27 protein-coding genes and 8 pseudogenes are annotated in these 25,156 nt (G+C 70.5%); 19 read left to right on the forward strand and 16 right to left on the reverse strand.

Annotated features, from left to right (window positions below; all coding sequences use genetic code 11):
* Positions 1-73 precede the first annotated feature (73 nt).
* Positions 74-598, reverse strand: a pseudogene (locus tag IE242_RS39310) (Kae1-like domain-containing protein); the annotation flags it as partial.
* Positions 582-1,121: pseudogene (locus IE242_RS38090) on the reverse strand (Sua5/YciO/YrdC/YwlC family protein); the annotation flags it as partial. The pseudogenes IE242_RS38090 and IE242_RS39310, both read right to left, overlap by 17 nt.
* 119 nt (positions 1,122-1,240) lie before the next feature.
* On the opposite strand from IE242_RS38090, the gene pflA reads away from it, so the two are divergent.
* Positions 1,241-1,990, forward strand: coding sequence for a pyruvate formate-lyase-activating protein (gene pflA / locus IE242_RS28510; RefSeq protein WP_189864222.1), 750 nt, complete (start codon positions 1,241-1,243; stop codon positions 1,988-1,990).
* Positions 1,991-2,855: 865 nt separating this feature from the next.
* A pseudogene (locus IE242_RS38095) lies at positions 2,856-3,215 on the forward strand (IS5/IS1182 family transposase); the annotation flags it as partial.
* A 335-nt stretch (positions 3,216-3,550) separates the two neighbouring features.
* Here IE242_RS38095 and IE242_RS28515 read toward each other — a convergent pair.
* Positions 3,551-4,159: a TetR/AcrR family transcriptional regulator gene (locus IE242_RS28515; RefSeq protein ID WP_189864224.1), complete on the reverse strand. Its 609-nt coding sequence runs from the start codon at positions 4,157-4,159 to the stop codon at positions 3,551-3,553.
* A gap of 92 nt (positions 4,160-4,251) precedes the next feature.
* Here IE242_RS28515 and IE242_RS28520 point away from each other — a divergent pair, with 92 nt between their 5' ends.
* From IE242_RS28520 to IE242_RS28535, 4 genes are all read left to right on the forward strand, one after another.
* Entirely contained in the window at positions 4,252-4,998 is a 747-nt protein-coding gene (locus IE242_RS28520; RefSeq protein WP_189864226.1) for an SDR family oxidoreductase, read from the forward strand.
* Between the two features lie 336 nt (positions 4,999-5,334).
* Positions 5,335-5,682 carry a VOC family protein gene (locus IE242_RS28525; RefSeq protein ID WP_189864228.1) on the forward strand — a complete coding sequence of 116 codons (348 nt, stop codon included), beginning with the start codon at positions 5,335-5,337 and terminating at the stop codon, positions 5,680-5,682.
* Between the two features lie 89 nt (positions 5,683-5,771).
* The gene (locus IE242_RS28530; protein WP_189864230.1) at positions 5,772-6,326 is read left to right on the forward strand and encodes a hypothetical protein; all 555 of its coding nucleotides are present in this window, start codon (positions 5,772-5,774) and stop codon (positions 6,324-6,326) included.
* A 403-nt stretch (positions 6,327-6,729) separates the two neighbouring features.
* Complete coding sequence (locus IE242_RS28535; RefSeq protein ID WP_189864232.1) at positions 6,730-7,047, forward strand: alpha-amylase inhibitor; 318 nt, start codon at positions 6,730-6,732, stop codon at positions 7,045-7,047.
* Between the two features lie 454 nt (positions 7,048-7,501).
* Here the strand turns inward: IE242_RS28535 and IE242_RS28540 are convergent, their stop codons facing one another.
* The 3 genes and pseudogenes from IE242_RS28540 to IE242_RS39490 all read right to left on the reverse strand — a co-directional run.
* Complete coding sequence (locus IE242_RS28540) at positions 7,502-8,218, reverse strand: hypothetical protein (protein WP_189864234.1); 717 nt, start codon at positions 8,216-8,218, stop codon at positions 7,502-7,504.
* 651 nt (positions 8,219-8,869) lie between these two features.
* Positions 8,870-9,400, reverse strand: a complete 531-nt coding sequence (locus IE242_RS28545; protein WP_189864237.1) for a GNAT family N-acetyltransferase — start codon at positions 9,398-9,400, stop codon at positions 8,870-8,872.
* Positions 9,401-9,550: 150 nt separating this feature from the next.
* Positions 9,551-9,718: pseudogene (locus IE242_RS39490) on the reverse strand (aldo/keto reductase); the annotation flags it as partial.
* Positions 9,719-9,720: 2 nt separating this feature from the next.
* Between IE242_RS39490 and IE242_RS28555 the strand changes: the two are divergent.
* From IE242_RS28555 to IE242_RS28565, 3 genes and pseudogenes are all read left to right on the forward strand, one after another.
* Positions 9,721-10,096 (forward strand): annotated as a pseudogene (locus IE242_RS28555) (transposase); the annotation flags it as partial.
* Positions 10,069-10,662, forward strand: a pseudogene (locus tag IE242_RS28560) (FadR/GntR family transcriptional regulator); the annotation flags it as partial. The pseudogenes IE242_RS28555 and IE242_RS28560, both read left to right, overlap by 28 nt.
* Before the next feature lie 74 nt (positions 10,663-10,736).
* Entirely contained in the window at positions 10,737-11,183 is a 447-nt protein-coding gene (locus IE242_RS28565; protein WP_229859563.1) for a transposase, read from the forward strand.
* 62 nt (positions 11,184-11,245) lie between these two features.
* On the opposite strand, the gene IE242_RS28570 is transcribed toward IE242_RS28565, so the two are convergent.
* Both IE242_RS28570 and IE242_RS28575 read right to left on the reverse strand, forming a co-directional pair.
* Positions 11,246-11,389 carry a hypothetical protein gene (locus IE242_RS28570; protein WP_189864324.1) on the reverse strand — a complete coding sequence of 48 codons (144 nt, stop codon included), beginning with the start codon at positions 11,387-11,389 and terminating at the stop codon, positions 11,246-11,248.
* Positions 11,390-11,889: 500 nt separating this feature from the next.
* The gene (locus IE242_RS28575; protein WP_189864239.1) at positions 11,890-12,243 is read right to left on the reverse strand and encodes a winged helix-turn-helix transcriptional regulator; all 354 of its coding nucleotides are present in this window, start codon (positions 12,241-12,243) and stop codon (positions 11,890-11,892) included.
* Positions 12,244-12,368: 125 nt separating this feature from the next.
* Between IE242_RS28575 and IE242_RS28580 the strand changes: the two genes are divergently transcribed.
* Positions 12,369-13,019 (forward strand): FMN-dependent NADH-azoreductase, encoded by a 651-nt coding sequence (locus IE242_RS28580; RefSeq protein ID WP_189864241.1) that lies wholly within the window; start codon positions 12,369-12,371, stop codon positions 13,017-13,019.
* 739 nt (positions 13,020-13,758) lie between these two features.
* On the opposite strand, the gene IE242_RS28585 is transcribed toward IE242_RS28580, so the two are convergent.
* Complete coding sequence (locus tag IE242_RS28585; RefSeq protein WP_189864243.1) at positions 13,759-14,637, reverse strand: polysaccharide deacetylase family protein; 879 nt, start codon at positions 14,635-14,637, stop codon at positions 13,759-13,761.
* A gap of 197 nt (positions 14,638-14,834) precedes the next feature.
* Between IE242_RS28585 and IE242_RS28590 the strand changes: the two genes are divergently transcribed.
* Both IE242_RS28590 and IE242_RS39320 read left to right on the forward strand, forming a co-directional pair.
* A complete protein-coding gene (locus IE242_RS28590; RefSeq protein WP_189864245.1) occupies positions 14,835-15,056 on the forward strand; it encodes a hypothetical protein in 222 nt (73 codons plus the stop codon).
* A 73-nt stretch (positions 15,057-15,129) separates the two neighbouring features.
* Positions 15,130-15,220 (forward strand): annotated as a pseudogene (locus IE242_RS39320) (transposase); the annotation flags it as partial.
* 252 nt (positions 15,221-15,472) lie between these two features.
* On the opposite strand, the gene IE242_RS28600 reads toward IE242_RS39320, so the two are convergent.
* Positions 15,473-16,468 (reverse strand): COX15/CtaA family protein, encoded by a 996-nt coding sequence (locus IE242_RS28600; RefSeq protein WP_229859565.1) that lies wholly within the window; start codon positions 16,466-16,468, stop codon positions 15,473-15,475.
* Positions 16,465-17,208 (reverse strand): 2-oxoglutarate/malate transporter, encoded by a 744-nt coding sequence (locus tag IE242_RS38105; RefSeq protein WP_229859569.1) that lies wholly within the window; start codon positions 17,206-17,208, stop codon positions 16,465-16,467. The genes IE242_RS28600 and IE242_RS38105 overlap by 4 nt, the downstream gene beginning before the upstream one ends.
* A 45-nt stretch (positions 17,209-17,253) precedes the next feature.
* On the opposite strand from IE242_RS38105, the gene IE242_RS28610 reads away from it, so the two are divergent.
* From IE242_RS28610 to IE242_RS28620, 3 genes are all read left to right on the forward strand, one after another.
* Positions 17,254-17,880 (forward strand): TetR/AcrR family transcriptional regulator, encoded by a 627-nt coding sequence (locus tag IE242_RS28610; protein ID WP_229859571.1) that lies wholly within the window; start codon positions 17,254-17,256, stop codon positions 17,878-17,880.
* Positions 17,881-17,935: 55 nt separating this feature from the next.
* Complete coding sequence (locus tag IE242_RS28615; protein WP_189864251.1) at positions 17,936-18,607, forward strand: HD domain-containing protein; 672 nt, start codon at positions 17,936-17,938, stop codon at positions 18,605-18,607.
* Between the two features lie 120 nt (positions 18,608-18,727).
* On the forward strand, positions 18,728-19,009 hold the full coding sequence (locus IE242_RS28620; RefSeq protein ID WP_189864253.1) for a hypothetical protein: 282 nt from the start codon (positions 18,728-18,730) through the stop codon (positions 19,007-19,009).
* On the opposite strand, the gene IE242_RS38690 is transcribed toward IE242_RS28620, so the two are convergent.
* On the reverse strand, positions 18,967-19,386 hold the full coding sequence (locus tag IE242_RS38690) for a hypothetical protein (protein WP_308436792.1): 420 nt from the start codon (positions 19,384-19,386) through the stop codon (positions 18,967-18,969). The two genes, IE242_RS28620 and IE242_RS38690, sit on opposite strands and share 43 nt — an antisense overlap.
* On the opposite strand from IE242_RS38690, the pseudogene IE242_RS28630 reads away from it, so the two are divergent.
* Positions 19,370-19,576, forward strand: a pseudogene (locus tag IE242_RS28630) (IS5 family transposase); the annotation flags it as partial. The gene IE242_RS38690 and the pseudogene IE242_RS28630 sit on opposite strands and share 17 nt — an antisense overlap.
* A gap of 100 nt (positions 19,577-19,676) precedes the next feature.
* Positions 19,677-19,949, forward strand: coding sequence for a hypothetical protein (locus IE242_RS28635; protein ID WP_189864255.1), 273 nt, complete (start codon positions 19,677-19,679; stop codon positions 19,947-19,949).
* Positions 19,950-20,286: 337 nt separating this feature from the next.
* Here the strand turns inward: IE242_RS28635 and IE242_RS28640 are convergent, their stop codons facing one another.
* Together IE242_RS28640 and IE242_RS28645 are read right to left on the reverse strand one after the other, a co-directional pair.
* Positions 20,287-20,799 (reverse strand): hypothetical protein, encoded by a 513-nt coding sequence (locus IE242_RS28640; protein ID WP_189864257.1) that lies wholly within the window; start codon positions 20,797-20,799, stop codon positions 20,287-20,289.
* Positions 20,796-21,731, reverse strand: a complete 936-nt coding sequence (locus tag IE242_RS28645) for a class I SAM-dependent methyltransferase (RefSeq protein ID WP_189864259.1) — start codon at positions 21,729-21,731, stop codon at positions 20,796-20,798. The genes IE242_RS28640 and IE242_RS28645 overlap by 4 nt, the downstream gene beginning before the upstream one ends.
* A 770-nt stretch (positions 21,732-22,501) precedes the next feature.
* Here IE242_RS28645 and IE242_RS28650 point away from each other — a divergent pair.
* Positions 22,502-22,678 carry a hypothetical protein gene (locus IE242_RS28650; protein WP_189864261.1) on the forward strand — a complete coding sequence of 59 codons (177 nt, stop codon included), beginning with the start codon at positions 22,502-22,504 and terminating at the stop codon, positions 22,676-22,678.
* 330 nt (positions 22,679-23,008) lie between these two features.
* Here the strand turns inward: IE242_RS28650 and IE242_RS28655 are convergent, their stop codons facing one another.
* Complete coding sequence (locus IE242_RS28655; protein ID WP_189864263.1) at positions 23,009-23,152, reverse strand: hypothetical protein; 144 nt, start codon at positions 23,150-23,152, stop codon at positions 23,009-23,011.
* Positions 23,153-23,442: 290 nt separating this feature from the next.
* Between IE242_RS28655 and IE242_RS28660 the strand changes: the two genes are divergently transcribed.
* Positions 23,443-23,964 (forward strand): hypothetical protein, encoded by a 522-nt coding sequence (locus IE242_RS28660; RefSeq protein ID WP_189864265.1) that lies wholly within the window; start codon positions 23,443-23,445, stop codon positions 23,962-23,964.
* Between the two features lie 31 nt (positions 23,965-23,995).
* On the opposite strand, the gene IE242_RS28665 is transcribed toward IE242_RS28660, so the two are convergent.
* Positions 23,996-24,946: an ADP-ribosylglycohydrolase family protein gene (locus IE242_RS28665; protein WP_189864267.1), complete on the reverse strand. Its 951-nt coding sequence runs from the start codon at positions 24,944-24,946 to the stop codon at positions 23,996-23,998.
* Between the last annotated feature and the right edge of the window lie 210 nt (positions 24,947-25,156).

Genomic DNA, 25,156 nt, shown 5'->3' on the forward strand with positions numbered 1-25,156 from the left:
TATGCGGGCGATGACGGTGTGGCGTGCGGGAGGGATGGCGTACCGCCGTGTCGCCGCCGGGCAGGGGCGCGGTCGCGAACCTGCCCACGCGGCGGTAGCCGCTCAGATCGGCGACGAGGATCTCGCCGCCCCACGAGGTGCCGTCGTCCCCGAGGCCCAGCCCGTCGTACGCCACGCCGGGGAAAGGGCCGCGCACCACGCACTTGGCCGCGACCGCGGCCAAGTGCGCGTGGTGGTGCTGCACCGCGGTCCGCCGCAACGGCTCTTCCTGCGCCCACTGTGTGGACACACAGCCGGGGTGCGGGTCGTGGGCGAGCACCGCCGGTTCGATGCCGGAGAGCCGCTCGAGGTCGTCGTACGACCGGTGGAACGCGTCGTACGTCGGCACATCGGCCAGGTCCCCGGTGTGCCACCCGAGTTGGGCCCGGTCGTCGGCGGCGAGCGTGAAGGCGGGCCTGAGCCGGGCGCCGGCTCCGGCCGGCGGGGCGCGGACGCAACGACGCGGGGGCCAGGCCGCGCGCCCGGCGGACGGTGATCCGTGTCCGGCCGGTGAGCCGGACCACGGAGTCGTCGTGGCGGGAGCGGATCGGCCGGTCATGGGTGAGGAAGCCGTCGGCGACGGAGGGGAGGGCGGTCCGGGCCCCGGTGTCTTCCACGGCGATCGGTTCGTCGCTCAGGTTCCCGCCGGTCACCACGAGGGGGCAGGTCAACTCGCCGGGCGGGAGGTGGTGCAGGCCGGTGGTGGGCAGGATCAGGCCGAGGTGCGGCGCACCCGCGTGAACGCCGGGCGCGAGGGCGCGCCCGTGGCAAGGTGCCAGCAGCATCGGACGCGCCGGTGAGGTGGGCACCGCACGCTCGGTGCTGCCGACATGCGCCGACCGGGCCGCCGTTTCGTCGTCCCGCACCATGACCGCGAACGGCTTCGCCGGGTGGCGTTTCCGGTCGCGCAGCCCCGCTACGGCAGCGGAGTCGGTCGCGTCGCACACCAGTTGGTATCCGCCGAGTCCCTGCAGCGCGGCAATGCCGCCGTCGGTGACCGTCTTCACCGCCGCCCGTAGCGCGTCCTCGCCGCGCAGTGCCTCCCAGGCGAGCCGCGGCCCGCGGACCGGGCAGGCCACGGGCTCGGCGTGGAAGCGGCGGTCCTCGGGGTCGGGTACGCCGTCGACTTCGTCCGCCTGACCCGCGAGCAGCAGCTCGACGTCATCAGCCGCACCTTCCACGGATCGCTGTGAACGGCCTCGTGAACGGCACCGTGAACGCCGCGGTCACCGGCCGGATCCACTCCTGGGACCTGTCCACCGGCGTGGACGGTCCCGGAACCCGGTACGTGCTCTTCGTCAGCGGCTGCCCGCTGCGCTGCCTGTACTGCGCCAACCCGGACACCTGGCACATGCGCGACGGCCGGGAGACCACCGTCGACGAGGTGATGAACCGGATCGAGCGGTACCGGGGCTTCCTCACCGCGGCCGGGGGAGGGGTGACCCTCACCGGCGGGGAGCCCCTGCTCCAGCCCGCCTTCACCGGCGCCGTGCTGCACCGCTGCAAGGAGGCCGGACTGCACACCGCGCTGGACACCTCCGGCTTCCTCGGCGACCGCGCGAGCGACGCGCTGCTGGCGGACACCGATCTGGTGCTGCTGGACATCAAGTCCTTCGACACCGGCACCTACCGCCGGCTGACCGGCGGCGAACTCCCCCCGACCCTGGACTTCGCCACCCGCCTGGACCGGCTCGGCGTGCCCGCCTGGATCCGGTACGTCCTGGTACCGGGCTGGACCGACGACCCGGCAGCCGTCGACGGCCTCGCCCGCTTCCTGTCCGGGCTCGGCAACGTCGACCGGGTGGACGTCCTGCCGTTCCACAAGCTGGGCGCGGCGAAGTACGAGGCCCTCGGCCTGCCGTTCCCGCTGCGGGACACCCCGGCCCCGGGGGCCGCACTGGTGCGGCGGGTCCGCGAACAGTTCCGGGCCCACGGCCTGAGCGCCTACTGACCCGCCGACCGCGCCGGTGCGCGCCGAACCCGTACGGCCGGGCACGTCGGCCTCCACCGTGCCCGGCCGGAAACACCTCCCCGGCCGGACGGAACCGGGCGGAACACGACCGGGCCCGTCCGGCTGCGGTCGCGTCGCCGTCGCGGTCAGCCCGCGGCGACGGTATCCGCCCTGGCCGTCCCGGTCAGGGGCACGGGCGGACGGGGCCGCACCCCGAGGACCGGCGTCGTGGACGACGGTGGCTCCGCCACCACCGGGCCAGTGGCCCCCAGGCCGTCGGCCGGTCGTCCGTCCGGGGCCGGACGGGTCGCGCTGCCCCCGGAGGAGCGGGCCGCGCTGTCCCCGGAGGAGGGGACGGCGACAGCCGGCGGGAGGAACATCGGGCCGCGCGCATCCCTAGTGACCACCGGCGCCTGACCGGGCCTCCGGACGGCCCACCGTGCCGGTTCCCGGCAGGGCCGTCGGGCCCGGACGAGGGACCAGCGGTCCCTGTCCTCCCGGCCGGTTCGGGCCGGGGCGATCTCCCGCACGCCCGAACCCCCGAGGCGGAGGCCACGCGGGTTCTCGCGCCGGCGGCCCCCGTATCGCCATCCCGAACGGAGGCCGCCCTCGTGTCCACCGCATCACCGTACAGGGGAGTGTCCGTGCGGGCAGCCCGCACGGACACGTGGCCAGTCGCGCTCGTGCCTGCTCCCGGCCGCAGCCACGACGGCACCGACTCCGCGGTGACTTCCCCGGCGGGTCTCGTGAGTGGCGGCCGAACAGCGGGGCTACCACCGCGCGTCACCCGCCGTTCCCTGAGAAGGGCGATGCCTTCACTTACTTCCTACCGCCCACCACGGCACAGCAAGTTAGGCCGTTCGGTCTACACATAAGGGCCAACTGGCCCGAGTGCCGCTACATGCAAGAGCCGGCACCGCTGTTCGGGATCTCTGAGTTTGCGGCCGGCCGCACAGTCGACCGTTTCGGCCTTCTTCTCGCACTCCGGCCACGTCGCCGTTTCCGCGAGGACGCCGTCCTCATCGCGGATGGGATCCCGGTCTCCACGCGTGACCACACGGTGGCCGAGCAGTCGAGGCACTTGGTCACGGTCGGCCGGCCTCTGCCCGGTAACCGCAACGACTGCCAGGCATGGGAGCTGTCCGGTGCGAAGGCCGCTGTCGGCCACACGACAGTGATCGCTGACGGCGGCTACCGTGGCACTGTGCTGGTCATCCCGCACCGTGCACTGTGCTGGTCATCCCGCACCGTCGCGACCCCGGCCAGAGCGAACTCCCCGGCCACGCGGGCGCGAACCGTGCGGTGTGAGCGGTTGTGTTCCTCGCCCCAGGCGCAGCCTCGCGCGGAAGGCCCGCCGCTCCGCAGTCAGGCCACCGCCCTGCGGGTATCTCATGGTTCGGGCATACCGCAACCGTCACCAGCCGTCAGCCCCCGACGGCATCACGCCCACAACCGCAGTGACTTCGTCGACCAAGCGGGTGGGCCTCGACAGCCGGCGATGTCGATCTGGGTGCGGTTCTCGCTTCCGGGGTCGTGACACGCTCCCGCGGGGGCCTGGTGTCAGACGGGTGGCCAGTTCCGCAGCGCCGCGTCGGCCACCTGCTGGAGTTCGGAGCGGGTGGCGCCGCCGGCGGCCTGGACGGCGATGCCGTTCGCCACGGTCATGATGTATCGGGCGAGCATTTCCGGGTCCGCGCCCGGGGGCAGATCACCCTCGTCGACGGCCCGCTGGAACCGGTGGCGGAGGCGAGCACGGCCGTCGTCGCGCCAGGCGATCAGGGCGTCCTGGGCGACCCGTCCGGACTCGCCGGAGGCCAGCGAGCCCTGCACGCCCAGGCACCCGGCGGGGCAGCCGGGGCGGGTGGTCGTGCTGACCGAGCCGGCGAGGAACGCCGTGGCCACCTCCTGGGCGCTCGGCTTCTCCAGCGCGCGGGCCGCATAGGCGGCGGGGCCTTCGGTGTAGCGCTCCAGAGCCTTGCGGAACAGCTCCTCCTTGTTGCCGAAGGCCGCGTACATGCTCTTGCGGGTGATGCCCATGGCGCGGGTGAGGTCGGTCAGGCTGGCGCCCTCATAGCCCTGCTCCCAGAAGACCAGCATCGCCCGTTCCAGGGCCTCGTCGGCGTCGAAGCCTCTCGGCCGGCCGATCGGCGCTCTCCGGGTGATCTCCACGGCTCCATCCTACCGCCTCGATACCGATCGGTGCAGAAGTGCTACGGTGCTGTTCTGCACCGATCGGTATCTAAGTCTCGGGAGTTCAAGCAATGGGACAGCTGGAAGGCAAGACCGCCGTCGTCACCGGCGGCAGCACCGGAATCGGCCTGGCCACCGCCGCGCGGCTGGCGTCCGAGGGTGCCCATGTGTTCATCACCGGCCGGCGCAAGGACGCGCTCGACAGGGCCGTCGAGTCGATCGGTTCCGCGGTCACCGCGGTGCCGGGCGACATATCGGAGCCGGCCGATCTGGACCGGCTGTACGACGCGATCCGTGACCGCGGCCGGGGCCTGGACGTGCTCTTCGCCAACGCGGGCATGGCCACGCTCGCACCGCTGGCGCAGGCCACCGAGGAACAGTTCGATCAGATCTTCGGCGTCAACGTCCGGGGCACACTGCTCACCGTGCAGAAGGCGCTGCCGCTGCTCAACGACGGCGCCTCGGTGATCCTGAACGACTCCATCCGCGCCGACGACGGCCGGGAGGCCTTCGGCCTGTACGCGGCCTCGAAGGCCGCGATCCGGTCCCTCGCGCGGACCTGGGCCAACGAGCTGAAAGGCAGGGGCGTCCGGGTCAACACGGTCGCGCCGGGCGCGATCGACACCCCCGGAGTCGACATCGCCATCGGCGAGGAGAACGCGGCCGCCGTCAAGGCGGAACTCGCCGCGGGAGTGCCGATCGGCCGGAGGGGACGCCCGGAGGAGGTCGCCGCCGCCGTGGCCTTCCTCGCCTCCGCGGACAGCAGCTTCATGCTCGGCACCACCCTGCACGTCAACGGCGGCGAGAACCAGTTCTGACCCCGCCACGCGGAGTCCAGGCCGGCCGCGGGCGAGTCACCGCCCGCGGCATTCCGCCTGGCCGACATGAGCACCCGCGCAGCGCGCCCGGACCGGACACGGAGCGCAAGATCCACCCCGACCGGTAGGGCCCCGGCACACCCGGCGTCGCCTCGTACGACTTGGTTCGCCGGCAAGGAGGTCCGGCAGCCCGGTGCGCCAGCCTCGACCCGAATGAAGGAGATCGCCACGTCACCCACTCTTCCTCCCCTGTTCCACGTCGGCATCGTCGTGGCGGACCTCGACCGTGCCGCCGCGGACCACGAGCGACGGTGAGCCGTCAGGACCGAGCGGATCATGGATCTCCGCTTCACCGGCGCCCGGTTCCACGGGCAGGAGGTCTCCTGCTCGGCCCGCTACGGCTTCATCAGCACCGGAGCGTCGGAGATCGAACTGATCCAGCCGCTCACCGGCCGCTCGCCGTACGCGGAGTTCCTGGAGTCCAACGGCGAGGGCGTCCACCATCTCGCCTACGCCGTCGAGAGCATCGACCGGCATCTCGCGGCGCTGCGCGAGGCGGGCGAGGACCCGAGTGTCGTCTTCGACGGGGCCATCGCGGACCGGGCGCGCTTCGTGTACCTGGACGGCCTGGCGCACGGTCCGGTCGTCGAGCTGATCGAGCGGACCGGCCAGGGCAAGATCTGACGATCGAGTCCCTCGGGCAGATCGGCACTGCACATTTCCCGCGGGCTGGATTCCTCCTCGACGACGGCCAGTACGTCAAGGCCGGTGCCATGACGATGAACGTCGGCCACCACCACGACGGCGCCGAGTGCGAGACCGCCGGCTGCAGATTCGACGACACCCGCACCGCCGGGGCGATCGTCACCGTCGGCGTGAACGAGCGCGGGCTCTGGTTCTCGGGCGCGGCCGCGCCGTGGCTGTCCGAGTGGGACCACGCCGTCTTCGCGGCCTGCCGGCCCAGCCGCCACATGCGGCAGGGCATGGGCGGGAGCCGGCAGCTCCGCGCGGCCCTCACCGTGCCCGTACCCGGGCACTCCTCGTCGCCGCGACCGCCGTCGCCGAACGGTCGAACCTGGCCCTCGCCGCGTCGGCGACCGGCCACTACAACGACATCGGACAGCGTCCGGACAGCGTGTCCGGACAGGACTCGGGCATCGACGCCGAGCGGCTCGCCGCAGCGCTCACCAGCGGGGCCCTTCCTCGACTTCCTCGCCGACGCTCTGCAGCGTCACGAGACGGAACGACGAGCCGAGACCGAAGGCATGGCCGCGCTCGTCACCGACACCCCCTCCACCCTCGTTCCCGCACGGAACGGAGGGGACTGACGCGGGCTGCAACTGCGGCAACAAGAACCGGCAGACCTTCGAGATCGGGTCGCCACCACGGTCGGGAAGGTCGTTCTCTCCTCCGGCAGCAAGCCGACCGCCGTCAGCGTCTCCGGCCGCTACCCGGGCAGCAAGGTCCAGGACAAGGCCACCCGTGAGACCGTCCACACCAACGCGGTGAAGGCGCCCGAGACGGTCGACCAGTCCATCGCGTAGACACGGCGCGCGACGCATCTGGCCCGGCGAACGGTGAGGCTCATTGGGTCAGATGCGTCGTTGCGACAGGTGAATCGGACACCCATCAGGCAGGTATCGGACATTCCGTGTGCCTGGGGTTACTACGGGATACCCGTGTGCTCACCATGAAGGTGTCCATGCCAGACCTGACGTACGGGGGTACATCATGCGTATCGGTAGGAAGATCGCCGCCTGTACGGTGGCCGCAGCAGCGGCCACCGTGGGTCTCGCCGTCACGGCGCCGACTGCTTCGGCAGCGCCCGCCGCAGGCGGTACCGCACCCGCCTGCATCGGGCGGTACGTCGACGGCGATCCGGACGGCTTCACCGTCCTCCTGGAGAACAACTGCGGCAAGACCATGCGAGTGCAGGTCGTTGTCGCGTACGCCCCGGACAGCTCCTGCTACACGCTGTCAGCGGGTGCCAGCAAGCTCTACACCTACCGCGGCATCACGGGCGTCTACGACCGGACGGCCGTCTGCTGACGTCAAACCATCGACGCGTGCAAGGTCGTCAAGGACACCTGCGGGCCAAGATGCAGCCCTGACGACTGCTGGTCATGGGCCGGGTCTCCAAGATGGACTGCTGGAGATCCGTCCCATGGCCGAGTACGAGATTTCCGAGGACAGCCGTTCCCTCGACGACGCGCAGTTCGCTGAAGCCCTCGCCGGCGCCGCCGAAGCCTTTCCAACCCGCGCGTCACGTACGCGAGACCGAGTGGGGCGCCCGTGATGTGCAGGAGCTGCCGCCTGGTCTCGAGGAGCGCGTGGCCCAGGGGGCGCCGTGAAGGGGCGGGTGTTCATACAAGGTTCGGGAGACGGCGGTGACGTAGTGCTTCGGCTCCTCTGCGACGGGTGTGTCGCACTGCCGACCTCGCTGGTGGACCCGTCCCGGGACCAGCGCCGTGCGGGACGGCGGTAACCCCGGGACCCACTATTCTCAGGTGCCCTGTTCTGCCGGGCCCGTGATGCGCAGATGCGGGACGAGGGCGAGCACGCGCTCGCGGAGGCGGGGCGGCAGGTGGTCGAGTGCTTGTGGATCGTCCGGATAGCTGGAGCAGAGCGCATTGAGCCACACCTCGAGGGTGTCGTGCCGGTCCGGATCGCACCAGCCTTCCCTGGCGGCGATGTCGGCGCCCACGCTGTGCCAGACGATGCTGTTCTCGGGTTTCGGCCGCTGGGTGAGACCGGCCAGGTGCTCCTCGACGCGGGGGGTGAGGAAGGCCTGCACGTGCCGGTCCTCTCCGACCTGCAGGTATCGCCGGAGGTGGCTGGGTGGCACGTCGGCGTCGCGGAGGTAGGCGCTGATGGTGCCGATCAGCAGGTGCAGGTGTTCAAGCCCGTCAGTGAGCTTGTACAGGGTCATGCGCTGCCATTCGGCGAAGTCGCCGTCCGCCCAGCGTCCTTCGTCGACTGCTTGGGCGAGGTACCGCACGATCCGATGTGCGTGGTAACGAACCAGTTCAGGCAGCTCTTGCGGTACAGGCACGTCATGGAAGTCCGGAGGATCGCCGGGCTTGCCGGAAGCTGCTGTGAGTGAGTCGGCGGCTCGCAGCCGATCTCGCCGCACCGCGGCGAGTGCGGACGCGTAGCTCTCTCCGGTCTCGGCTTGACGGCGTCTGGCCTCGTTGGCCCGTGCCTGGTTGGAAGGACGCATCGTGTGGCTCCCGCGCCGGTCCCGTGACCCGACGCCGACTGAGGCGACGCAGGTGGTCATGGGCGATTACGCGGGGCGTATGTCGGCCTTCCTGGCGAAGCCGGTCACGGGCCGTCATCGCTCAGCCGGGGCCGTCGCGAAGCGACCCGCTCACTCCAACGAACAACATGCGCGTAGGGCACGGTCGCACAGGGGTGCTCTTGATCGCTCGGTATGCGGGATCAACGCGGACGAGCCGAGAAGAATGCGGAAGGCGCCGGCGAGAAACCGCAACTGACTGCTCCTTGCGCAGGCAGTGGTCGGCCGGCAAGACAGCGAAGGCGGCATGCAGCACGGCACGCATGCCCTTGCCGTGCCATGCCCTTGCCGTGCCATGCCCTTGCCGTGCCATGCCCTGCCGTGCCGTGCCATGCGCGGGCGTGGTCGCCGACGAACAGCTCCGCGCTGTACTGGTCGCAGGAGATATCAGTATCTGTTGGGGATCGCCCTGAGCAGCGTGGGGCCTATGGTGTGATGGCCGTACCCGACCGTCGTCGTCCGTCCGTAGTGGTCAGGTTTTCCCTTCAGTAACGCGACCACCCAGGATTGGCCGGCGGAACCCTTTACCAGAACCGCCGGACGAGCCTGTCGCTGGGTGTCCTGCCCGCGCTGTCAGCCGATCCGCCGGGCCAGCACCTGTCCGGGCCATGTCCCGGACAGGAAGCGGTCGGTGGGGGTGAAGCCGTTGCGCTCGTAGAAGGCGACCAGCTCACCCCCGCCGCCCGCCCAGCAGTCGACCCGCAGCAACGCCACCCCGGCGTGCCGGGTCTCTTCTGCCGCATGGGCCAGCAGCGCCGCTCCGATGCCCCGACCGGCGTACTGTCGGTCGGAGACCAGCAGCCGGACGTACCGCTCGGGTTCCCCGGCCGGCGCGATCGGCATCTGTGGGCTGGGCCCGAAGTCCAGCACCAGGGCTCCGACCGGTGTTCCATCCAGCTCCGCGATGTACGGGGCGTTTTCGGTCATGTACCGCTCGACTCGCGCCACCCCGCCTGGCTTTTGCGAGTACGGTGTCGTGCCCCACTGCTCGGTGTTGCCGCGAGCGTTCATCCAGGCCACCGCGGAGTCGAGCATGTTCAGCACGGCTGGTGCGTCGGCCAGGCCGCCGCGCCTGATGCGTATGTCATGCGCAGTGTCGATCACGGCGGAAGCTTAGCGGTCGGCAGTGGTCGGCTCCGAAAGCCTGTCGAAAGTTGATCACGCTGCCGGTGCGACGGAGGATTCTTCTCGGTGATCGGCGGTGTGGCGGTCGAGCGCGGCCAGTGAAGCGTCCAGATCGGAGGCGGTATTCGGTCATACGGTTGTGTGGCTGAGGGAGTTCAGGTCGGCCGGTTCGTCCTTGGAAAGGTGCAGAGAGGCGGCCGCCACGTTCTGGGCGAGGTGGTCGAGGTCGCCGGTGCCGGGAATGGCCAGGAGGTGCGGGCCGCGGTGCAGCGTCCACGCCAGCAGGACCTGGGCGGTGCCTGACCGCGCGTGGGACCGAACTGTTCGAGGGTTGGTGGACGCGATGCTGTGTGCGGACGGGGCCGGTGAGAACGCCGGTGGACCTGACGTTGGTGGCCGAGCACCGACGCGGGCATGGCGCCATGTACGAGGCCCCTGAACCATGGGTATGCCGATGTGTCGCGGCTGCGTCAGGTGCTGGCCGGGCTGCCCATGCCGCAGGCCGCCGACGGGCGCCTGGTTCTCGCGGTCGACATCAGCCACTGGCTCCGTCCGGACGCGCCGACCAGCGCAGACCGTCTGTTCTGCCACGTATTCAGCCGTAGCGGCCGCTCGTCGGACCAGTTCGTGCCCGGCTGGCCGTACTCCTTCGTCGCCGCTCTGCGCGCGAGGCGGTGAAGGCTCTCGCCGTGGCTCGCGTCCTGGAGATCCGGCGGGGAGACGGCACGTACGTGACCAGCCTGCAGCCCCGTCTGCTGTTCGAGGGCCTCGGCGGAGCGGTGGAACTGCTGCAGGGCGACTCGGCGGCCCTGGGGGAGTGGATGGAGGTGCGACGGCTGCTGGAGCCGGCCGCCACCGCGCTGGCCGCGACCCGGATCTCCGACGAGCAGCTGGCCGAGGTGAAGACACATCTGGACGCCCTGCGTGAAGCGCGCGACGATGTCGAGCTGCTCAACGTCCATGACACGGCCTTCCACCGCGCTGTGTTCTCCGCCACGGGCAACGACACACTGCTTGCTCTCCCGGAGGCGTTTTCCGGCCGCACCCTGCGTGCCCGGATCTGGCGCGGCCTGGTCGACGCACAGGCAGCCGAACGAACCCTCGCCGAACACGAAGCGGTCTACAGGGCGCTGAGCTCACGGGACGCCTCCCTCAGCCAGGCCGCGGCGCTGCTGCATGTGAGCAGCACCGAGCAGGGGCTGAGGGAACACCTGCGGACGGAGAACGCAGCGTCGGACTGAGCAGGCCGCAGCCAAGGAGTACGTCCCCGGAGGGATCGCGGCCGCCTCATCGGCACGGCACGGAGGGTGGAGCTTTGATCGAACCGGTCTTCGCCGCCTGGCGGACGAGACGGACCGGGCCCGGCACGGTCGCCCGGGTGCACGACCTGCGGGAGCTTGTCAACGCCGTCCTCTACGTCAACCGCACCGGTATCCCGTGGGAGTACCTGCCGCACGACTTCCCGCCGTACAGGACCGTCTACGACTACCACGCCAAGTGGGAAGCCGACGGCACCACCCAGCAGGTCCACGGCCTGCTCCGGGACAAGATCCGGCGAGCCCACGGCCGCAGCCCGCAGCCGACCGCGGCCGTGATCGACGCGCAGAGCGTGCAGACCTCGTCTATCGGGAAGGCGGCCCGGCGAAGCCGTCGACCCGCAAGGTTCTCGAGGACCTCGCGCAGCCACTGGCTGCGGACGGCTGGCAGCCGGACCAGAGTGTGCTGGAGAACTCCCGGGTCGGGTCGGGTCGGAAGAGGCTAGGTCATGTTCCGCTGAGTGGTGGAGTTCGGTTGGCCGCGTGACGTTCAGAGGGTGTGTTTCGACTATGCGTCGGTGAGTGCGGGGGCCGCTACCGGTTCTGCGGCGGCGAGTTGGGCCATGGACCCTTCGGAGAGGTAGCGGCCGTCGGTGACCTGCCATTCGTCGTGCTGCTCGGCCAGGACGGCGCCGGTCCGGAACAGGGCCACCTCGGTGTCCAGGTCCTGGCGGAAGCCTCACCCGCCGCGGCCGCACCGCTGCGTGCGCCACCGGCGCTGGGACCCGGCTCGACGAGGAGCTGTGGCGGGGCTGCGATCCCCGGCGATGTCCTGCGCCGCCGGTCGAACTGTCCGCCCGGACATGCCGGCAGGTCCCGTCCGGGGAACAGGGCATCAGAGCCACGGGGAGGCCGGTGGCGGGGGCGATGGACATCGCAGGCCCAGGACCGCCGCGGGCGGCCCTGCCGCAGCCTCTTCGCGGCGGGGCGGCGGCCCGGTTGCCCGCCGGCGCGGTGCCCGGCCGGCTCGTGCCCTTCGGCCGACGCCGGGGGCACTGGCCGGGTCGCGGTGCGGACGCCGGCCGCCGGGGTGATGAGCCGTGGGTGAAGGACGCGCGCCGACGGCCGGGCTTATCGCCTTGCGGGGCGGCCGTGTGCGGGGCCGGACGGGTTCCGGCGAGCCGGTGCCGTGAGGGCACGCGGCCGACCCGGTTACACCGGCCGAGTTTCCGGCAGGTGCTGCTTCGCCCACTCCCCGAGCTCCTCGAGTGCGGGCCTGAGCGCGGCCCCCGCCTCCGTCAGCCGGTAGGAGACCCGCAGCGGCGGCCCCTCGTCGACCTGGCGCACCACCAGTCCCGCGGTGCCGAGCTCGCTCAGCCGGTCGGAGAGCATCCGCTCGCTGATGCCGGGAATCGCCCGGCACAGGTCGGCGAAGTGGGCGGGCTGCTCCACCAGCACGGCCACGATCGGTCCGGTCCAGCGCTTGCCCAGCAGCTGGAAGACCCGGGTGATGCTCTCGTCCACCCGCTTGCACGCCCCTGCTTCGTGGCTCTGTGCGTCTTTCATGACCCCAGCGTACTACCCTGCCGTGCGGGGCTGAAAAAAAGTAAGCTACAGTGTGAATGACAGCTAGGTACGGAAACTTAGCCCCCAGCGGTCTGTCCTGGGGCGCCTCTTTACTGGAGATACACATGGCCACCCTGCTGCACATCGACTCGTCCGCCTTCCCGAGCGAGGCCTCCTCCTCCCGAGCCGTCACGGACGCCTTCCGCAAGACCTGGCAGGAGCAGCATCCCGACGGCACCGTGATCTACCGCGACCTCGCCGCGAACCCCGTCCCGCACATCACCGCCGACGCCCACACCGCCGGCTTCGCGGATCCGGCCGCCCACACCCCGGAACAGGCCGCCGCCTTCGCCGCGCGCGTCAAGCTGATCGAAGAGGTGGAGCAGGCGGACGCCGTGCTGATCGGCGCCCCGATGTACAACCTCACGATCCCCTCGACCCTCAAGGCGTGGCTGGACAACGTGATCCTGTTCGGCCGTACCGCGGGCGAGGCCCCTTCTGCCCAGGGCACCCCGGTCACGGTCGTCGCCAGCCGCGGCGGCTCCTACGCGCCGGGCACGCCGAAGGAGGGCTACGAGTACGTGCAGAACTATCTGCAGGCCGTCCTCGTCGACATGCTCGCCCTGGATCTCGACCTCATCGTCCCCGAACTCACCATGGCCCCGCACAACCCGGCGATGGCCGAGCTGGTCCCGCTCTTCGAAGCCTCCCGTGACCGCGCCCTCGAGGACGCCGCCGCCAAGGCCAAGCTGCTCACCACGCGCTTGCCCGCCTGACCGGGAGGGCCACAGGACCACCGTCCCGCGCCCTGTCCATCCCCTCCGGAAGGGCGTCGGACGGCTGGGCCGCGTTCCCTTGGCGAGGAACGAAACGAGGGAAGAGCTTGCGCACCGCGCCCCCACCGTTTCCTCGGCGGCGTGCTCGATGGCGCGGGTGGTACTCGGCACCGTGTCGCTCGACACGCCGCCGAGCGTGCCGGCAGCAGGCGCTCCGCAGGACCCTGACGGCTGACGGAACTTCAGCCGGCAGCACTCCACGACGCCCCCGGTGGCTGCCCGGACCGCGACGGTGACTCACCAGCCGGCCTCCCCGGCTCTCGGACCGGTACAACACGGGCAACGGGTGATCAAGGCCGAAGAGCCGAAGACAGGTGACGCCGGGGCTCCCTCCCCGGATCGGGGCGCCGGCACAGCAGTCGGTCCCGCCCGGTTGGAACCGGGCGGGACCGAGCCAGCAGAAGGGCGCGGTCGTGAAGGGCGGTCGCCTACGCGGCGAAAGGCTCTGCAGGGCTTCAGCCCACTGTCCCCTTCACCACCACGCCCTCCACAGCACCCCCGGCAGCGCAGATGTTCCCCGGCGGCCGAGGCGGCTTCTGCCACGGCCCCACCTGTTCGAAGCAGGGGGCCTGGGGCTCGTAGAGCCTCTGGTGCGGGCCGTGTCCAGGGCGGATGCGACAGCGGTTTCGTCGGCGCTGCGGCAGGAAGCCCAGCATCCGTCCCAGCGGACATCAGGGCATCACCGCAGGGTAGAGAACCCGCGCGATCGGTCTGCGGTCGACGGTGAGTGCACCCGAGGCGCGAGGAGGGCGCGCAGATCGATGGCGCGGTGCCCACGGGCGGTGATCGCATCGAGGATCCGTGGCAGGGCCTGGGCGTCGATCACCTCGGTGCGGCCTTGGGACGCGCCGACGTGCATCTGCAGGATCGCCCCGGGGCGTAGGGCGTCCAGTGCTCTGCGCACCGCGTGGTCCACGCTCATGCCGCCCTCGGTACCCTTCCACCCGTTGGTGTCGGTGGTGTATTCGATGTCCGCGAAACCCAGCCGGTTGACCTCCCTGATGTGGGCGGGACTGGTCTCGCTGTAGGGGAACCGGAAGAACGGGGTCAGGGCCGTTCCGGCACCGGCCGCGCGCAGGGCCCGGTCCGCTGTCCGCACCTCGCGGCGTCTCACGGCCGCGGTCACGTTCGCGAAGTGCGGGTGGCTGTAGGAGTGGTTGCCCAGCCCGTGTCCCGCGGCCGCGATCCTCTGCACCACTGCGGGGTGCCGGTCGGCGAAGTCGCCGGTGAGGAAGAAGGTTGCGGGCGTGTGCCGGCGGGCGAGCTCGGTGAGGATGCGGTCCAGGCCGTTGTCGTTCCAGGCCGCGTTGAACGTCACCGCGACCATTCGTTCGCGCGTACGGATGACACGGTTCTCCGAACCGAACAGCGCCCGTAGGCCCTTCTGGTCCACGGTGTCCGCGGTGTCCGCGGCCGCCGCCGGGGGCGGCGAGACGGCCTCGGCCGTTGCGGCCCAGGGTTCGGGGAGCACCCATCGGGCAGCGAGCAGCCCGGCGGCCGCCCCGAGTCGGCGGCGGGATACACAGCGGCGTGCGGCGAGGGGAGGACGTGGTTCCATGCCGTCGTCATCGGCCGGCCGGTGTCCGCTCCTTAGCCCGTACCAAAGACGGGGACGAACCGGGTCCCCTTGACGCCGCAGCAGCCGCCATCCTCCTGGCCACCGGACTCAGCACATCGAACGCCGTGGCAGCACCGCAGACAGCGCTCGATTGCAGCCACTCCTGGCGCAACGCCAGCTCCCAGTAAGACCAGATCGTGTACGACGGCGTCAACATGGGCACCGGACCCCACACCTCCTGCACCGCCATCGCCGGCATCGCTTACGGCACAGGCCTGTACGCCCACTGCTGGACCTACGGCACCTCCGTCGATGGAGACACCATCTGGTGGCACGTCCGCAAGGAAGGCACCTCCGCCCAAGGAGGGATCGCCGATCGCTACGCACCTCACGCGCCCCGAACGCAGGTCAAGTGCTGAACCTGAAGCTTCCCCGTACTAGGGTCCGTCTTCATAGATCGCTAGCTGGTTGGCCGCGTGTGGAGGAGCGCCCCGCCGGGTGATCAACGGCATGGTCTGCAAGGTCCGGACCGGGATCTTCTGGCGTGACCTGCCCGAGTGCTACGGGCCGTGGCAGACGGTCCACACCCTCCCCCACACTCGGCTTCGCTCGCGCGGGGGCGCCCCCATCGCCGCTACGCGCTCGACGGGGTCTTCGCCCGGGCCCTGTTGATCACGCCCTCGGCCGATCCCGAGGCAGACTGACCACGAAGACTCACCTCGCCTGCGACGGCCGGGGCCGGCCACCGGCCTTCCGGGACATTGCCGCCGGGGACTTCACCGGTCGAAAGTGGCCAGCAGCGGCAGGGAGAGCCATTCACCGCGCTCACCACCGACTATGTGGGAATCACGGAAGAATCGGTGGTGCTGCAGCTCGGACGGGGCAGGCGCCCCGATTCCGCGTGCAGGGTGAGGTGCACCTGCAGAGCGCCGACCCAGACCAGCGCCGCTCCCAGCAGATGAAGTCCCACGGCCAGAGCGGGCAGGCCGGTCAGTGACTGCACCAGGCCCAACGCACCCTGGGCCAGGACAGCCGCCAGAAGGAGTGCTGCCTTCCGGCGGGTGCCCGCGAAACCGTCCTTCGGCAGGGCGAACAGGAGGCAGCCCCCGACGGCCAGGACGGCTGCGCCCAGCACTCCGTGGACGCCCGTGACGAGCGTCCAGTCGAAGGGCATGCGCGGTACGTCGGAGGAGTCACCCGGGTGCGGGCCGGAGCCCGTTACGAGTGTCCCCGCCAGGATCAGCACGGCGTTCACGGCGAGCAGGGTGACCGAGGCGGCACGGCAGAAGGGGGGCGGCGCAGCGGGCTGTCCGGAGGACGTCGCGGAGGACGTACGCAGGCTGCGGGCGCGGTCCCAGGTGATGACCGCGGTCGTGAGCAGCAGCATCGCGGCGATGAAGTGCGCGGCGACGACGTAGGGGTCCAGCCGCATCCACACGGTGACTCCGCCGACCACCGCGTTCAGGACGACGACCCAGAACTGTGCCCAGGCGCCGCGCAGGACCGAGGGCGCCGGAGTGCGCTGCAGCCGGGCGGTGACGATGACCCAGCCGACCACCGCACACAGAACGCCGGTCAGGAGCCGGTTGCCGAACTCGATGACACCGTGCAGACCCATCGTGGCCGTGGGAGCCAGTGTTTCGTCCGCGCAGGCCGGCCACTCGGGGCAGCCCAGTCCGGAGCCGGTGATGCGGACGATGCCGCCGGTGACGATGATGGCGACGCTCGCCACGACCGAGGCCAGCGACGCCCGCCGGACGCTGGGCGGCTCGAGTGAGTGGTGGGCGGCCGCCCAGGACAGTGGTGTCCGCATGCGCCTGCTGTCCGTCACCGGGCATCTCCGTGTGCCTGCCGAGCGGCCTCGCGGGAGCGCGCGTCCCGGTCCCGTTCCAGGCGCACCAGGACGATGCCGTAGGCGACGACCCAGACGACCCACAGGAGCCAGCCTGCGAGGCCGAGGAGGCCCAAGGGGCCGTTGTGGTCGATCACCAGAGGGGTGAGGGTGGCCGAGGTGAACAGCAGGGTGGCCGAGGCCAGCCCCAGGACGTGGTGCCAGGGCCGGATGATTCCGGCGTGCCGGCCGCCGATGGACAGTCCGACGAGGGCGAGGGCCAGGAAAGTGCCGTTGAGGGTGAACAGCGCATCGTGCAGAGCCCACAGCCCCGCGGACGCCTCGGTGCCGTCGGCGGCCGTCGACGCCAGGGCGAGACGAATCGCGATCACTCCGGCGAAGGCGGCGTTCTGCAGGGTGATGCCGGCGAATCCGAGCAGCGACCACGCCTCGGTGCGCGCCCGCTCGGACCGCCACAGCGCGCGGACCGCGCCCGCGCCGAACAGCGTGGCCAGTGCCCAGGCGGCGGGCGTGAGCAGGGATCCGATGCCGACCAGATCGCCCCGCGTGCTGAAGAACGCGTCGACGGCATCGGGGTCGGCGCCGGTGCGCGGCAGACCGGCGGGGACCACGATCACGTTGCCCATGACGATCAGTAGGGCGAAGCCGAGAGCGGCGATTCCGCTGATACGGAAGAAGCCCGTAGCGGGAATGACCGGCGGAGGTGATTGACGTAACATGTATTCACTATAAGCACCGTAAACTCAATGGGAAGGCCTGTTGTTGTGAGCGATGAGCCGGTCCGGCGCCGCTACGACTCGCTGCGCCGGACAGCACAGGCGCAGCAGACACGTGCGGACATCGCCCGTGCCGCACGGCGGCTGTTCGTCTCCCGAGGATGGGCGGCGACCACCGTCCGGGACGTGGCGCGTGAGGCCGGGGTCTCCGTACCGACCGTCTACGCGGCGTACGGGAACAAGACCGGACTGACCCGGGCGCTGGCCGACGCGGCGGACCTCTCGGCCGACGTGGCCCAGCTGGTCGCGGAACTGGAGGACCCGGCTGCCGGTCCCGCTTCCCAGCTGGCGGCGATGGCCGCCTTCGACCGGCGGCTGTTCCAGCGCGCGGGCGACATCATCACCCTGGTGCGCGAGGCAGGACGCAGCGATCCGGAGCTCGCGGCCTTCTACCGCGACAGCCGCAGGCGCGCCGACGAGGCCCGCGTCCAGGTGTTCTCGTCCTGGCCGGCCGATGTCCTCCGGCACGGCCTGGAGGTCCGGTCCGCCGCGGACGTCTACGGGGCCCTGTGCAACATCGACGTCTACACCGAGCTCACGGTCGAACGCGGCTGGTCACCCGACCGCGTCGAGCAGTGGTGGGGACGAGCGCTGGTTCGCGAACTCCTGGCCTGACCCAGTTCCTTCCTTTCTGCCGGCTGACCCAGTTTCTCTCTCAAGGAGCGACCTGATGGACGCATACGACGCATTACCGTTTCCGCGCACCGACGTGGCGCTGAGCACGCTGCACTTCGTGAAGGGCATCGAAGATCCGGCGATCTTCGACCACAGCCTGCGCAGCTACCTCTACGGGCGTTTCCTCGGCGAGCGGCAGGGGCTGCTGCCCGACCGTGACTACGATGACGAACTGCTGTTCCTGGGGTGTCTGCTGCACGACGCCGGCCTCAGCCCCGAGGGCAACGGCGATCAGCCCTTCGACATCGACGGCGCCGATCTGGCCGCCCGTTTCCTCACCGAACAGGGACTGTCGCCCGAGAGGATCGAGGTCGTCTGGGACGCCGTCGCCCTGCACCTGCACTACGAGGTCGCCGTGCGTAAACGGCCCGAGATCGCCCTGGTGACGGCCGGTGCCGGACTCGACCTCGGCGACGACGACCCGCCCGTCCTGCCGGCCGACTGCACCGACCACGTCCACGCCCTGCTGCCCCGTCTGCACGCCTCCGCCGTGCTCTACGACACGATCATCGGCCAGGCGCTCGAGAAGCCGCACAAAGCCCCGCCCTTCACCATGGCCGGCGAACTCGTCCGCCAGAGAACCCAGGAGACCTGGCCCACCTGGCAACAACTGATGAGCCAGCCTTCCGGCCGGCACGACTACGACGGCTACCAGCCGAGAACGTGATCACAGACCCCCGGTGCTCTTCGACCGGTAGCCGTCGCAGTCGTTCCGGCCAGCAGGCTGGGGCATCAGTCGGTTCCGCAGGTGTTGCCGACGCGGCTGCGCACGGCCACGATGCGGCGCTTGCCCATTTCGCGAGTCTCGTCAGCCGGAATCACCAGCAGGCCCCGGGGAAAACCTGGCCCGGCCGCTGACCTGATCGCCGACGCCCTCACCCGCGCCGACCCCCACGACCCCCGCCCAGCCCGGGACCCGGGCGCACTGGCAGAGATCGCCGCCCACTGCGGACGGTTGCCCCTGGCTCTGGTGATCGCCGCCATGGTCTCGGTCGGCGTCGTGGGCTTCTGGGCCGCCTACCGGCTCTACCGCGCCGAGAAGAACCGGACCGCCCAGGCGGCCACGTGAGCCGCGCCGCCCGTGCCGCGCACCCCTGAGCCGGTCGTGCTGCCGCCTCTGGCCAGGTGATTCGGGTCGCTCCTGACGGCGGCTTGTCGGTTGAGGCGGGCGAGGCTGCCGATGCGGCCGACGGTGCGCTGGTGGAGGTAGGGGGCGTGGGCCCGGAAGGTGCCGGGCCGGTGTGCGTGGAGGTCGAGGGCGTTTTCCATGCCGGTGATGAGGTCGGTGATGGTGTCGGTGAAGGGCCGGGTGCGGCCGTGACGGGCAGGGAGGGGGCCGGCGAGCTGGGCGCCGCGGACGCCGGAGAACAGGGGAGTGGCGGCGACGTCGATGCCGGCGTAGGCGAAGGTCGCTGTGATGCGTTTTCCGGCGGATCGGGTCCGCAACCGTCTCAAGCGCGGATCGCGTGGCGGGCGGCCGCCAAAGTTCGACAAGGACGACTACAAGCAGCGGCACGCGGTCGAGTGCGGGATCAACCGGCTCAAGCGTCACCGGGCCGTCGCCACCCGGTACGACAAACTCGCCGTCCGCTACGAAGCGACCGTGCTGGTCGCAGCCATCAACGAGTGGCTGTGACCAGCACTTTCACAACAGGCCCTAGCGGTTGTCGCGGCGCCCGGCCCGTCGGCACACATCTCGTCCCAGCCCACAGCCATACGTAAGACAGACACATCCCATGAACACGACGATCGCGCGCTCGGTCACGCTCGCCCTGGCCGCCGCGGCCATCGCCCTGGCCGCCGTCGGCACCGCCAGCGCGGACACCAACAAGAGCCAGCAGACCTCCAACATCAGCGGCCCCACCGCGCCCGTCCTCTCTCCCGGCACCGGCCCCGGCGACAACCATCAGAGCAGCCAGCAGGCCATGATCAAGCGCCACACCAGCAACTGGTCCGTCATCGACTACATCGAGGCCCCCAGCCTTTCGGGCGTCGCCGTGGGCCTCTGACCCGGCGCTGACGGGGATCATCGGGCGTTCCTCCTCGCCCGGCGCCGGCCTCGGCAGCACCGTGACCGGTCCGCGACGTCCGCAGGCTCACGGACCGGTCGCCGCATGCTCCCAGCGCGCGCCGATGCTTGCCACACCCGAGATCCCTACCGGGCTTCTACGGCGGCAGCACACTCGGCCGTCCCACCGCAAGCCTCTGGGTGACGTCAAAACACACCGCCATCGCGAATCCGTCCAGGAGGTGACTTCCACAGTCACCTCGAAACGACTCCCGCGCTGAGACACACAGCCATCGCCGCGACGCTCGGTGGCAACCGCACGACGTCACCCGGGTCCTCTACCGCACGTGGTGGTACCAGCGTCGGTGTACCGCGGGTTCGACGCACAGCACAGCGGCGCCCGCGGTCGCGCCGACCAGTAGGGCGGACCCGCCGCCGCCGTTGAGGACCGCGCCGAGGCAGGCGGCGGCAACGGCGAGCGGGCGCAGCAGGGTCAGTGGACCGAGGCCGATGACCACCGCGAGGGTGCCGGCGCGGAACGACAGGGCGAAGTAGGCGGCGAGTGAAAGCAGTACGGCGAGGGCGTAGACGGTGAGCGGGAGCAGATAGCCGAGGCCGCCGGCGGTCAGAGTGTCGTAGGTCCGTGCCCGGTCACCTGCGGTCAGCAGCAGGAGGGCGGCGGTCAGCGTGGGGGCGAGCAGCAGGACGGCCCCGACGGCCAGCCCGCGGAGGGCGGCTCGGGCGGTGGCCCGTTGTTTACGGATGCGGGCGTCGCTGCCGGCATAGGCGCGGAAGCCGCTGAACGCCGCGTCGACCAGACCGAGGAGCACAAGAGGTATGGCGGGCGTCATCGGATGCTCCCGGCGAGGTGCTCCGGGCCGACCATGCGGTGTGCGTCCCGCCCGAGGGCTTGGCGAAACGGCGCCTCCAGTCGCGGGCGCACTCCGATGATGGGGCGCAGCGTGGTGCAGAACGGGTTCGCCGCACCGCGCGGCTCGTACAGCAGTGCGCGGATGCCGGGTACCGCGGCGGCGCGCAGCAGTGTCTCGTCGCTGTGCGCGCGCCGTGCGGAGACGACGCCGTCGTGGCGGCCGAGCGGGTTGCGCATCCGGGCACGATGGAAGATCCAGGCACCAATGGGCGCGAGACGGGTTGCGGCGATGTCGAAGTGGCAGAAGGCATGCGCCGGTGAGGCGGCCTGGGCCTGGAAGAACTCGGCCAGGGCGGGACCACGGAAATGGTGCAGCACGCCGGTGGAGACGTAGACGGTCGCGGCCTCCGGCAGGTCGAAGGCATTTCCTCGGACGAAACGGCAGCTGAGCCCCTCCGCCCGGGCAAGGCGGTCCGCCTCGCCGACCAGCGCGGCGTCGAGGTCGACCCCGACCAGCTCGACGTCCGTACCGAGGGCCTTGGTGGTCGCCAGCCGGCGGACCAGGTAGCCCAGACCGCAACCGACGTCGACCAGGCGGTACGGACCGGGCTGCCCGGTGGTCTCCCGAATCGCGGTGAAGAGCGGGCCGAGCAGGTGGACCAGCCGTTCACCGATCCGCAGCTCCTCGCTCAGGCGCTGGAGCTCGGTGTGGACGCTGATGAGCAGGCGGTCCACGGCGTGCGGGTCGAGCACGCCGTCCCGGTCCGTGGGCAGCTCGGCGACGATGCGGGCCGCGCGCTCGTCTCCGCTCTCACGGAGCTGCTGGATCACCTCGGCGCGCCGGACCGGGAGCCGGTGACCACTGTGCGGATCCACCACCGTGATCAGGTCGGAAATCTCAAGCTGGTGCACGGGGCAGAACCCTACGCCCTCCCCCCGGAGGCCCGTGGGCCAGCTGCCCCTGCCGAGGAATGTCCACAACCTCCCGCACTCCTTCGACACCGGTGCTGTCGAGACCCGTGCACATCTCGATTCGCTTGCGGGTGCCGGCTGCCTCCCGAACCGGCGACGTCACTGGGAGCGCGTGGCCGCGTTCGCGGCTGAGCCGACGTCAACACGGCTGCCTCACCGTTGAGCCTTCCACATCCGTGCCCCTCGGGCCTGTCTGGCCGTTGATCAGCGCAAAAGGTGCTCATAAGACGACCCGCCGATGACATCAATCGTGCGCGGACCGCTTGAACACCGCTCCCGTCGTCCCGGTAGACCCGGACGGCGCACGGGTCTCACCAGTCGAAAGAGGAAGCTCATGACGCGATGCGGTATGCCCGCGCTCTGAAAACGTGGCTCGGCCACCATCCTGACCGCAGCCCTGACTGGCCTCGCGGTCACGGCAGGGGCGGGAGTGGCGGCAGCCGACACCGCCACCGGCACCCAGAGATCCACCATGCTCTGCAACGTGGTTCTCGCCCGGAGCGGATGTCGGCGGCTGCCGCAACGTCCAGGTCGCCGGCCAGGACGTGGTGAAAAACGGCACCGCCAACACCGCGGTCGTCGATCACGTCAAGGTCGAGACGATCGCCGGGCTGCTGCCCTGACCCTCCGACGTTTCGCGCGCGGCCCGGCTTCGGCCTCGTGCTGGCACCGCCCACCCTGTGCGTCAACCTCCCTTGAAGGGGGAACCCATGCACGTGCTCCTGCGCCCGACTGCCCTGCTGGCCATGACCGGCGCCGTCGCCCTGGCCGCCGCGGCCGATACCAACAAGAGTCAGCAGACCTCCAACATCAGCGGCCCCACCGCCGCCGTCATCTCTCCCGGCACCGGCCCCGGTGACAACCACCAGGGCAGCGAGCAGGCATGATCAAGCGCCACACCGACAACTGGTCCGTCATCGACTACATCGAGGCCTCCAGCCCCACCGCCGTCGTTGGCCTCTGACCCGGCGCTGACGGGGCATGATCGGGCACTCCTCCTCGCCCGCCGGCCCCTGCACCACCGCGACCGCTCCGCGCTGATCGCAGACAGCGCGGAGCGGTCATCGCACGTCCCAGGCGTGCACCCACACTCCCGCCCCCTCCACGCCGGGCCTCTGCAGCGGCAGCACACTCATCCGCCCCATCGCAAGCCCCTGGGTGACGTCAGAACAAGCCGACACCGCGAACTCGACCAGGAGGTGGCTCCCACAGTCACCTCAGAAGGACGTCCACACTGAGATACGAAGCCCCCGGATGCTGGCCGCGAGGGTGCGCAGGTCCCTCTGCAGGCCCTGCCGCCGGGCCGTGCCCATGGACTGGCGCACCTCGTCCGTGATCTCAATGGGGTACGTGTTGCTCACCGGCCCACCTTGAACAAGTCACCCCCGACGATGGCCAGACCGCGAGGTCACCAAGCCGGACGCCTCACGGGAAAGCTCTGGCCAGCCGGTGATCGTCCGTGGCAGGCTCGTGGCTTTCCAGGCAAGGGGAGCAGCGTGATGAAGTGTTTCGCAGAGACGGAAGGCGAACTGTGTCCGGACTGCAAGCCGGGACCCAGCCGGGAGAACGCCTGCCTCGGAGTGGGGACGCCATACCAGATGTGACACACGCCGGACTTCCCCCTCACAACGGAGCAGGTTCAGGAGATCGCGTGATCGGCACAGACGGTGAGTTCCTCTCTCACGTATCGGAGGTCGTCTTCGACCTGGGCATGGACCGCCTCCGGCTGACGAATCTGGACGTGGCCTCGCGTCGAATGACGGTCGCGTTGATCCCCGGTCCGTTCCAGCCCCCTCTTTATGCGGAGGGAGAACCGCCCGACACCAGCCGCCAGGGGCGCCGTACCTACGATTGGCAGCCCGCCGTCCACGCCCCCGCCTGGATGACCATGGCATGGCTTCTGGAAGACATTGCGGCCTTCAGCGGTCAGATGGCTGACGATCACATCGCCGTTACGGGGCTCGAAGCGCCCACGAGTCAGATTTGCGATCTCCTGGTGCGTGACGGAGACAGTCACTACCGGGTGCGCATTGCGCTGGCGGACCGCGAGCAACTCCTCGACAATCCCGGTATGTTCCTGCATGAGGTGTTCGCCGAGGGGCGCTACCGCAACTACCTCCGCACACCTTCCGGAGCCGACACGGCCATCGTCGATCTGCGTGACGTCCTGTAGCACGGAGGACCGCATCGCCGCCCAGTAGTTACTACGCCTGTCTCGTCGACAGCCCCTCTGCGAGGCGGTGTGCCAGGTGGAGCAGGTCTGTCAGGTGCAGCACTCGTCCGTCGGATCCTGGAAGGGGGACGTGGAGCGGCCGGGTCCAGCGGGCGGGGATTGCGTCCAGCCCGTAGTAGGCCCCCGCGAGGCCTCCGGTCACGGCGGCGACGGTGTCCGTGTCACCACCGAGGTCGATCGCCGCGCGTATTGCGTCTTCGAAGCTGGTGGTGGTGCGCAGGGCCCAGACGGCGGAGCCCAGGCAGGGCCAGACGGCACCGTTGAACTCGGTCGCCTGATCGGGGTGCCAGGCGGGCGCGAGGACGGTGGCGTAGCGGCCGCGGTGGTCGGGGTGGACGAGAGCCAGGACGTCCGGAATCGCGGTGAGGGGGTCGGTGTCCTCGAGCGTGAGGCGGATGAGTTCGTGGAAGATCGCGGTGCCTTCCCAGGCCGCGCGGTCGCCGTGGGTGAGGGCGGCGATGCGGCGGGCCGCGTCCATGGTGGCTGCTTGGCCGGCGGCCGCGAAGTGGACCGCGGAGGACGATGCCCGCATCAAGGAGCCGTTTCCCGCTGCTCGCTGGTTGACCTGGAAATGGATCGCGGCGGCGAGGTCCCAGGGCATGCCGTTGGTCAGGACGTCCTCGGTCTGCAGGCCGATGTCCTTGGGTTCTGATGCCGCCCACCGCTGGAAGCGGGCGAAGACGTCCGGCAGATCCAGTCCGCCCCGCTCCAGCAGGAACTCCGCGACCAGGACGGCCATCTGCGTGTCGTCCGTGGCCTCGCCGGGATCCCAGCCACCGCCTCCGCACATCTCGCCACCGGCGCCAGGCTCGGGGAACCGCGCGGAGAACGCTCCCGGAGGACCGAACTCGAAGGGGCCGCCCAGAGCGTCACCCACCGCTGAGCCGACGACCGCGCCGGCGGCCCGCTGAATCCGCATCATTCACGCAGGTTATCCGTGTCGCGCAGACGGCCGCGCGGCCCTGTTTCCTTCTTCGGCTCCCCGAACCATCGGCGGCGAACGCGTCCTGTCTACGGCAGATGTACCGCCCGAGACACTCTGAGTCTGAGCACCCGTACAGGTCACATACTGACTTCGGCTCATTAGGGTGATCTCTCGCGATGTGCCTGATGCGACCGGGGTGCGGGCTGT

It is taken from the genome of Streptomyces poonensis, assembly GCF_014650915.1.
In the GTDB taxonomy this organism is placed as follows: domain Bacteria; phylum Actinomycetota; class Actinomycetes; order Streptomycetales; family Streptomycetaceae; genus Streptomyces; species Streptomyces poonensis.

Bases quoted from the DNA above. Each gene is read 5' to 3' on its own strand.
- IE242_RS28665 (WP_189864267.1), bottom strand. From the start codon at position 24,946: ATGATGCGGATTCAGCGGGCCGCCGGCGCGGTCGTCGGCTCAGCGGTG.
- IE242_RS28635 (WP_189864255.1), top strand. From the start codon at position 19,677: ATGAACACGACGATCGCGCGCTCGGTCACGCTCGCCCTGGCCGCCGCG.
- IE242_RS28540 (WP_189864234.1), bottom strand. From the start codon at position 8,218: ATGCGTCCTTCCAACCAGGCACGGGCCAACGAGGCCAGACGCCGTCAA.
- IE242_RS28525 (WP_189864228.1), top strand. From the start codon at position 5,335: ATGGATCTCCGCTTCACCGGCGCCCGGTTCCACGGGCAGGAGGTCTCC.
- IE242_RS28585 (WP_189864243.1), bottom strand. From the start codon at position 14,637: ATGGAACCACGTCCTCCCCTCGCCGCACGCCGCTGTGTATCCCGCCGC.
- IE242_RS38105 (WP_229859569.1), bottom strand. From the start codon at position 17,208: ATGTTACGTCAATCACCTCCGCCGGTCATTCCCGCTACGGGCTTCTTC.
- IE242_RS28520 (WP_189864226.1), top strand. From the start codon at position 4,252: ATGGGACAGCTGGAAGGCAAGACCGCCGTCGTCACCGGCGGCAGCACC.
- IE242_RS28640 (WP_189864257.1), bottom strand. From the start codon at position 20,799: ATGACGCCCGCCATACCTCTTGTGCTCCTCGGTCTGGTCGACGCGGCG.
- IE242_RS28575 (WP_189864239.1), bottom strand. From the start codon at position 12,243: ATGAAAGACGCACAGAGCCACGAAGCAGGGGCGTGCAAGCGGGTGGAC.
- IE242_RS28535 (WP_189864232.1), top strand. From the start codon at position 6,730: ATGCGTATCGGTAGGAAGATCGCCGCCTGTACGGTGGCCGCAGCAGCG.
- IE242_RS28530 (WP_189864230.1), top strand. From the start codon at position 5,772: ATGACGATGAACGTCGGCCACCACCACGACGGCGCCGAGTGCGAGACC.
- IE242_RS28580 (WP_189864241.1), top strand. From the start codon at position 12,369: ATGGCCACCCTGCTGCACATCGACTCGTCCGCCTTCCCGAGCGAGGCC.
- IE242_RS28615 (WP_189864251.1), top strand. From the start codon at position 17,936: ATGGACGCATACGACGCATTACCGTTTCCGCGCACCGACGTGGCGCTG.
- IE242_RS28650 (WP_189864261.1), top strand. From the start codon at position 22,502: ATGCACGTGCTCCTGCGCCCGACTGCCCTGCTGGCCATGACCGGCGCC.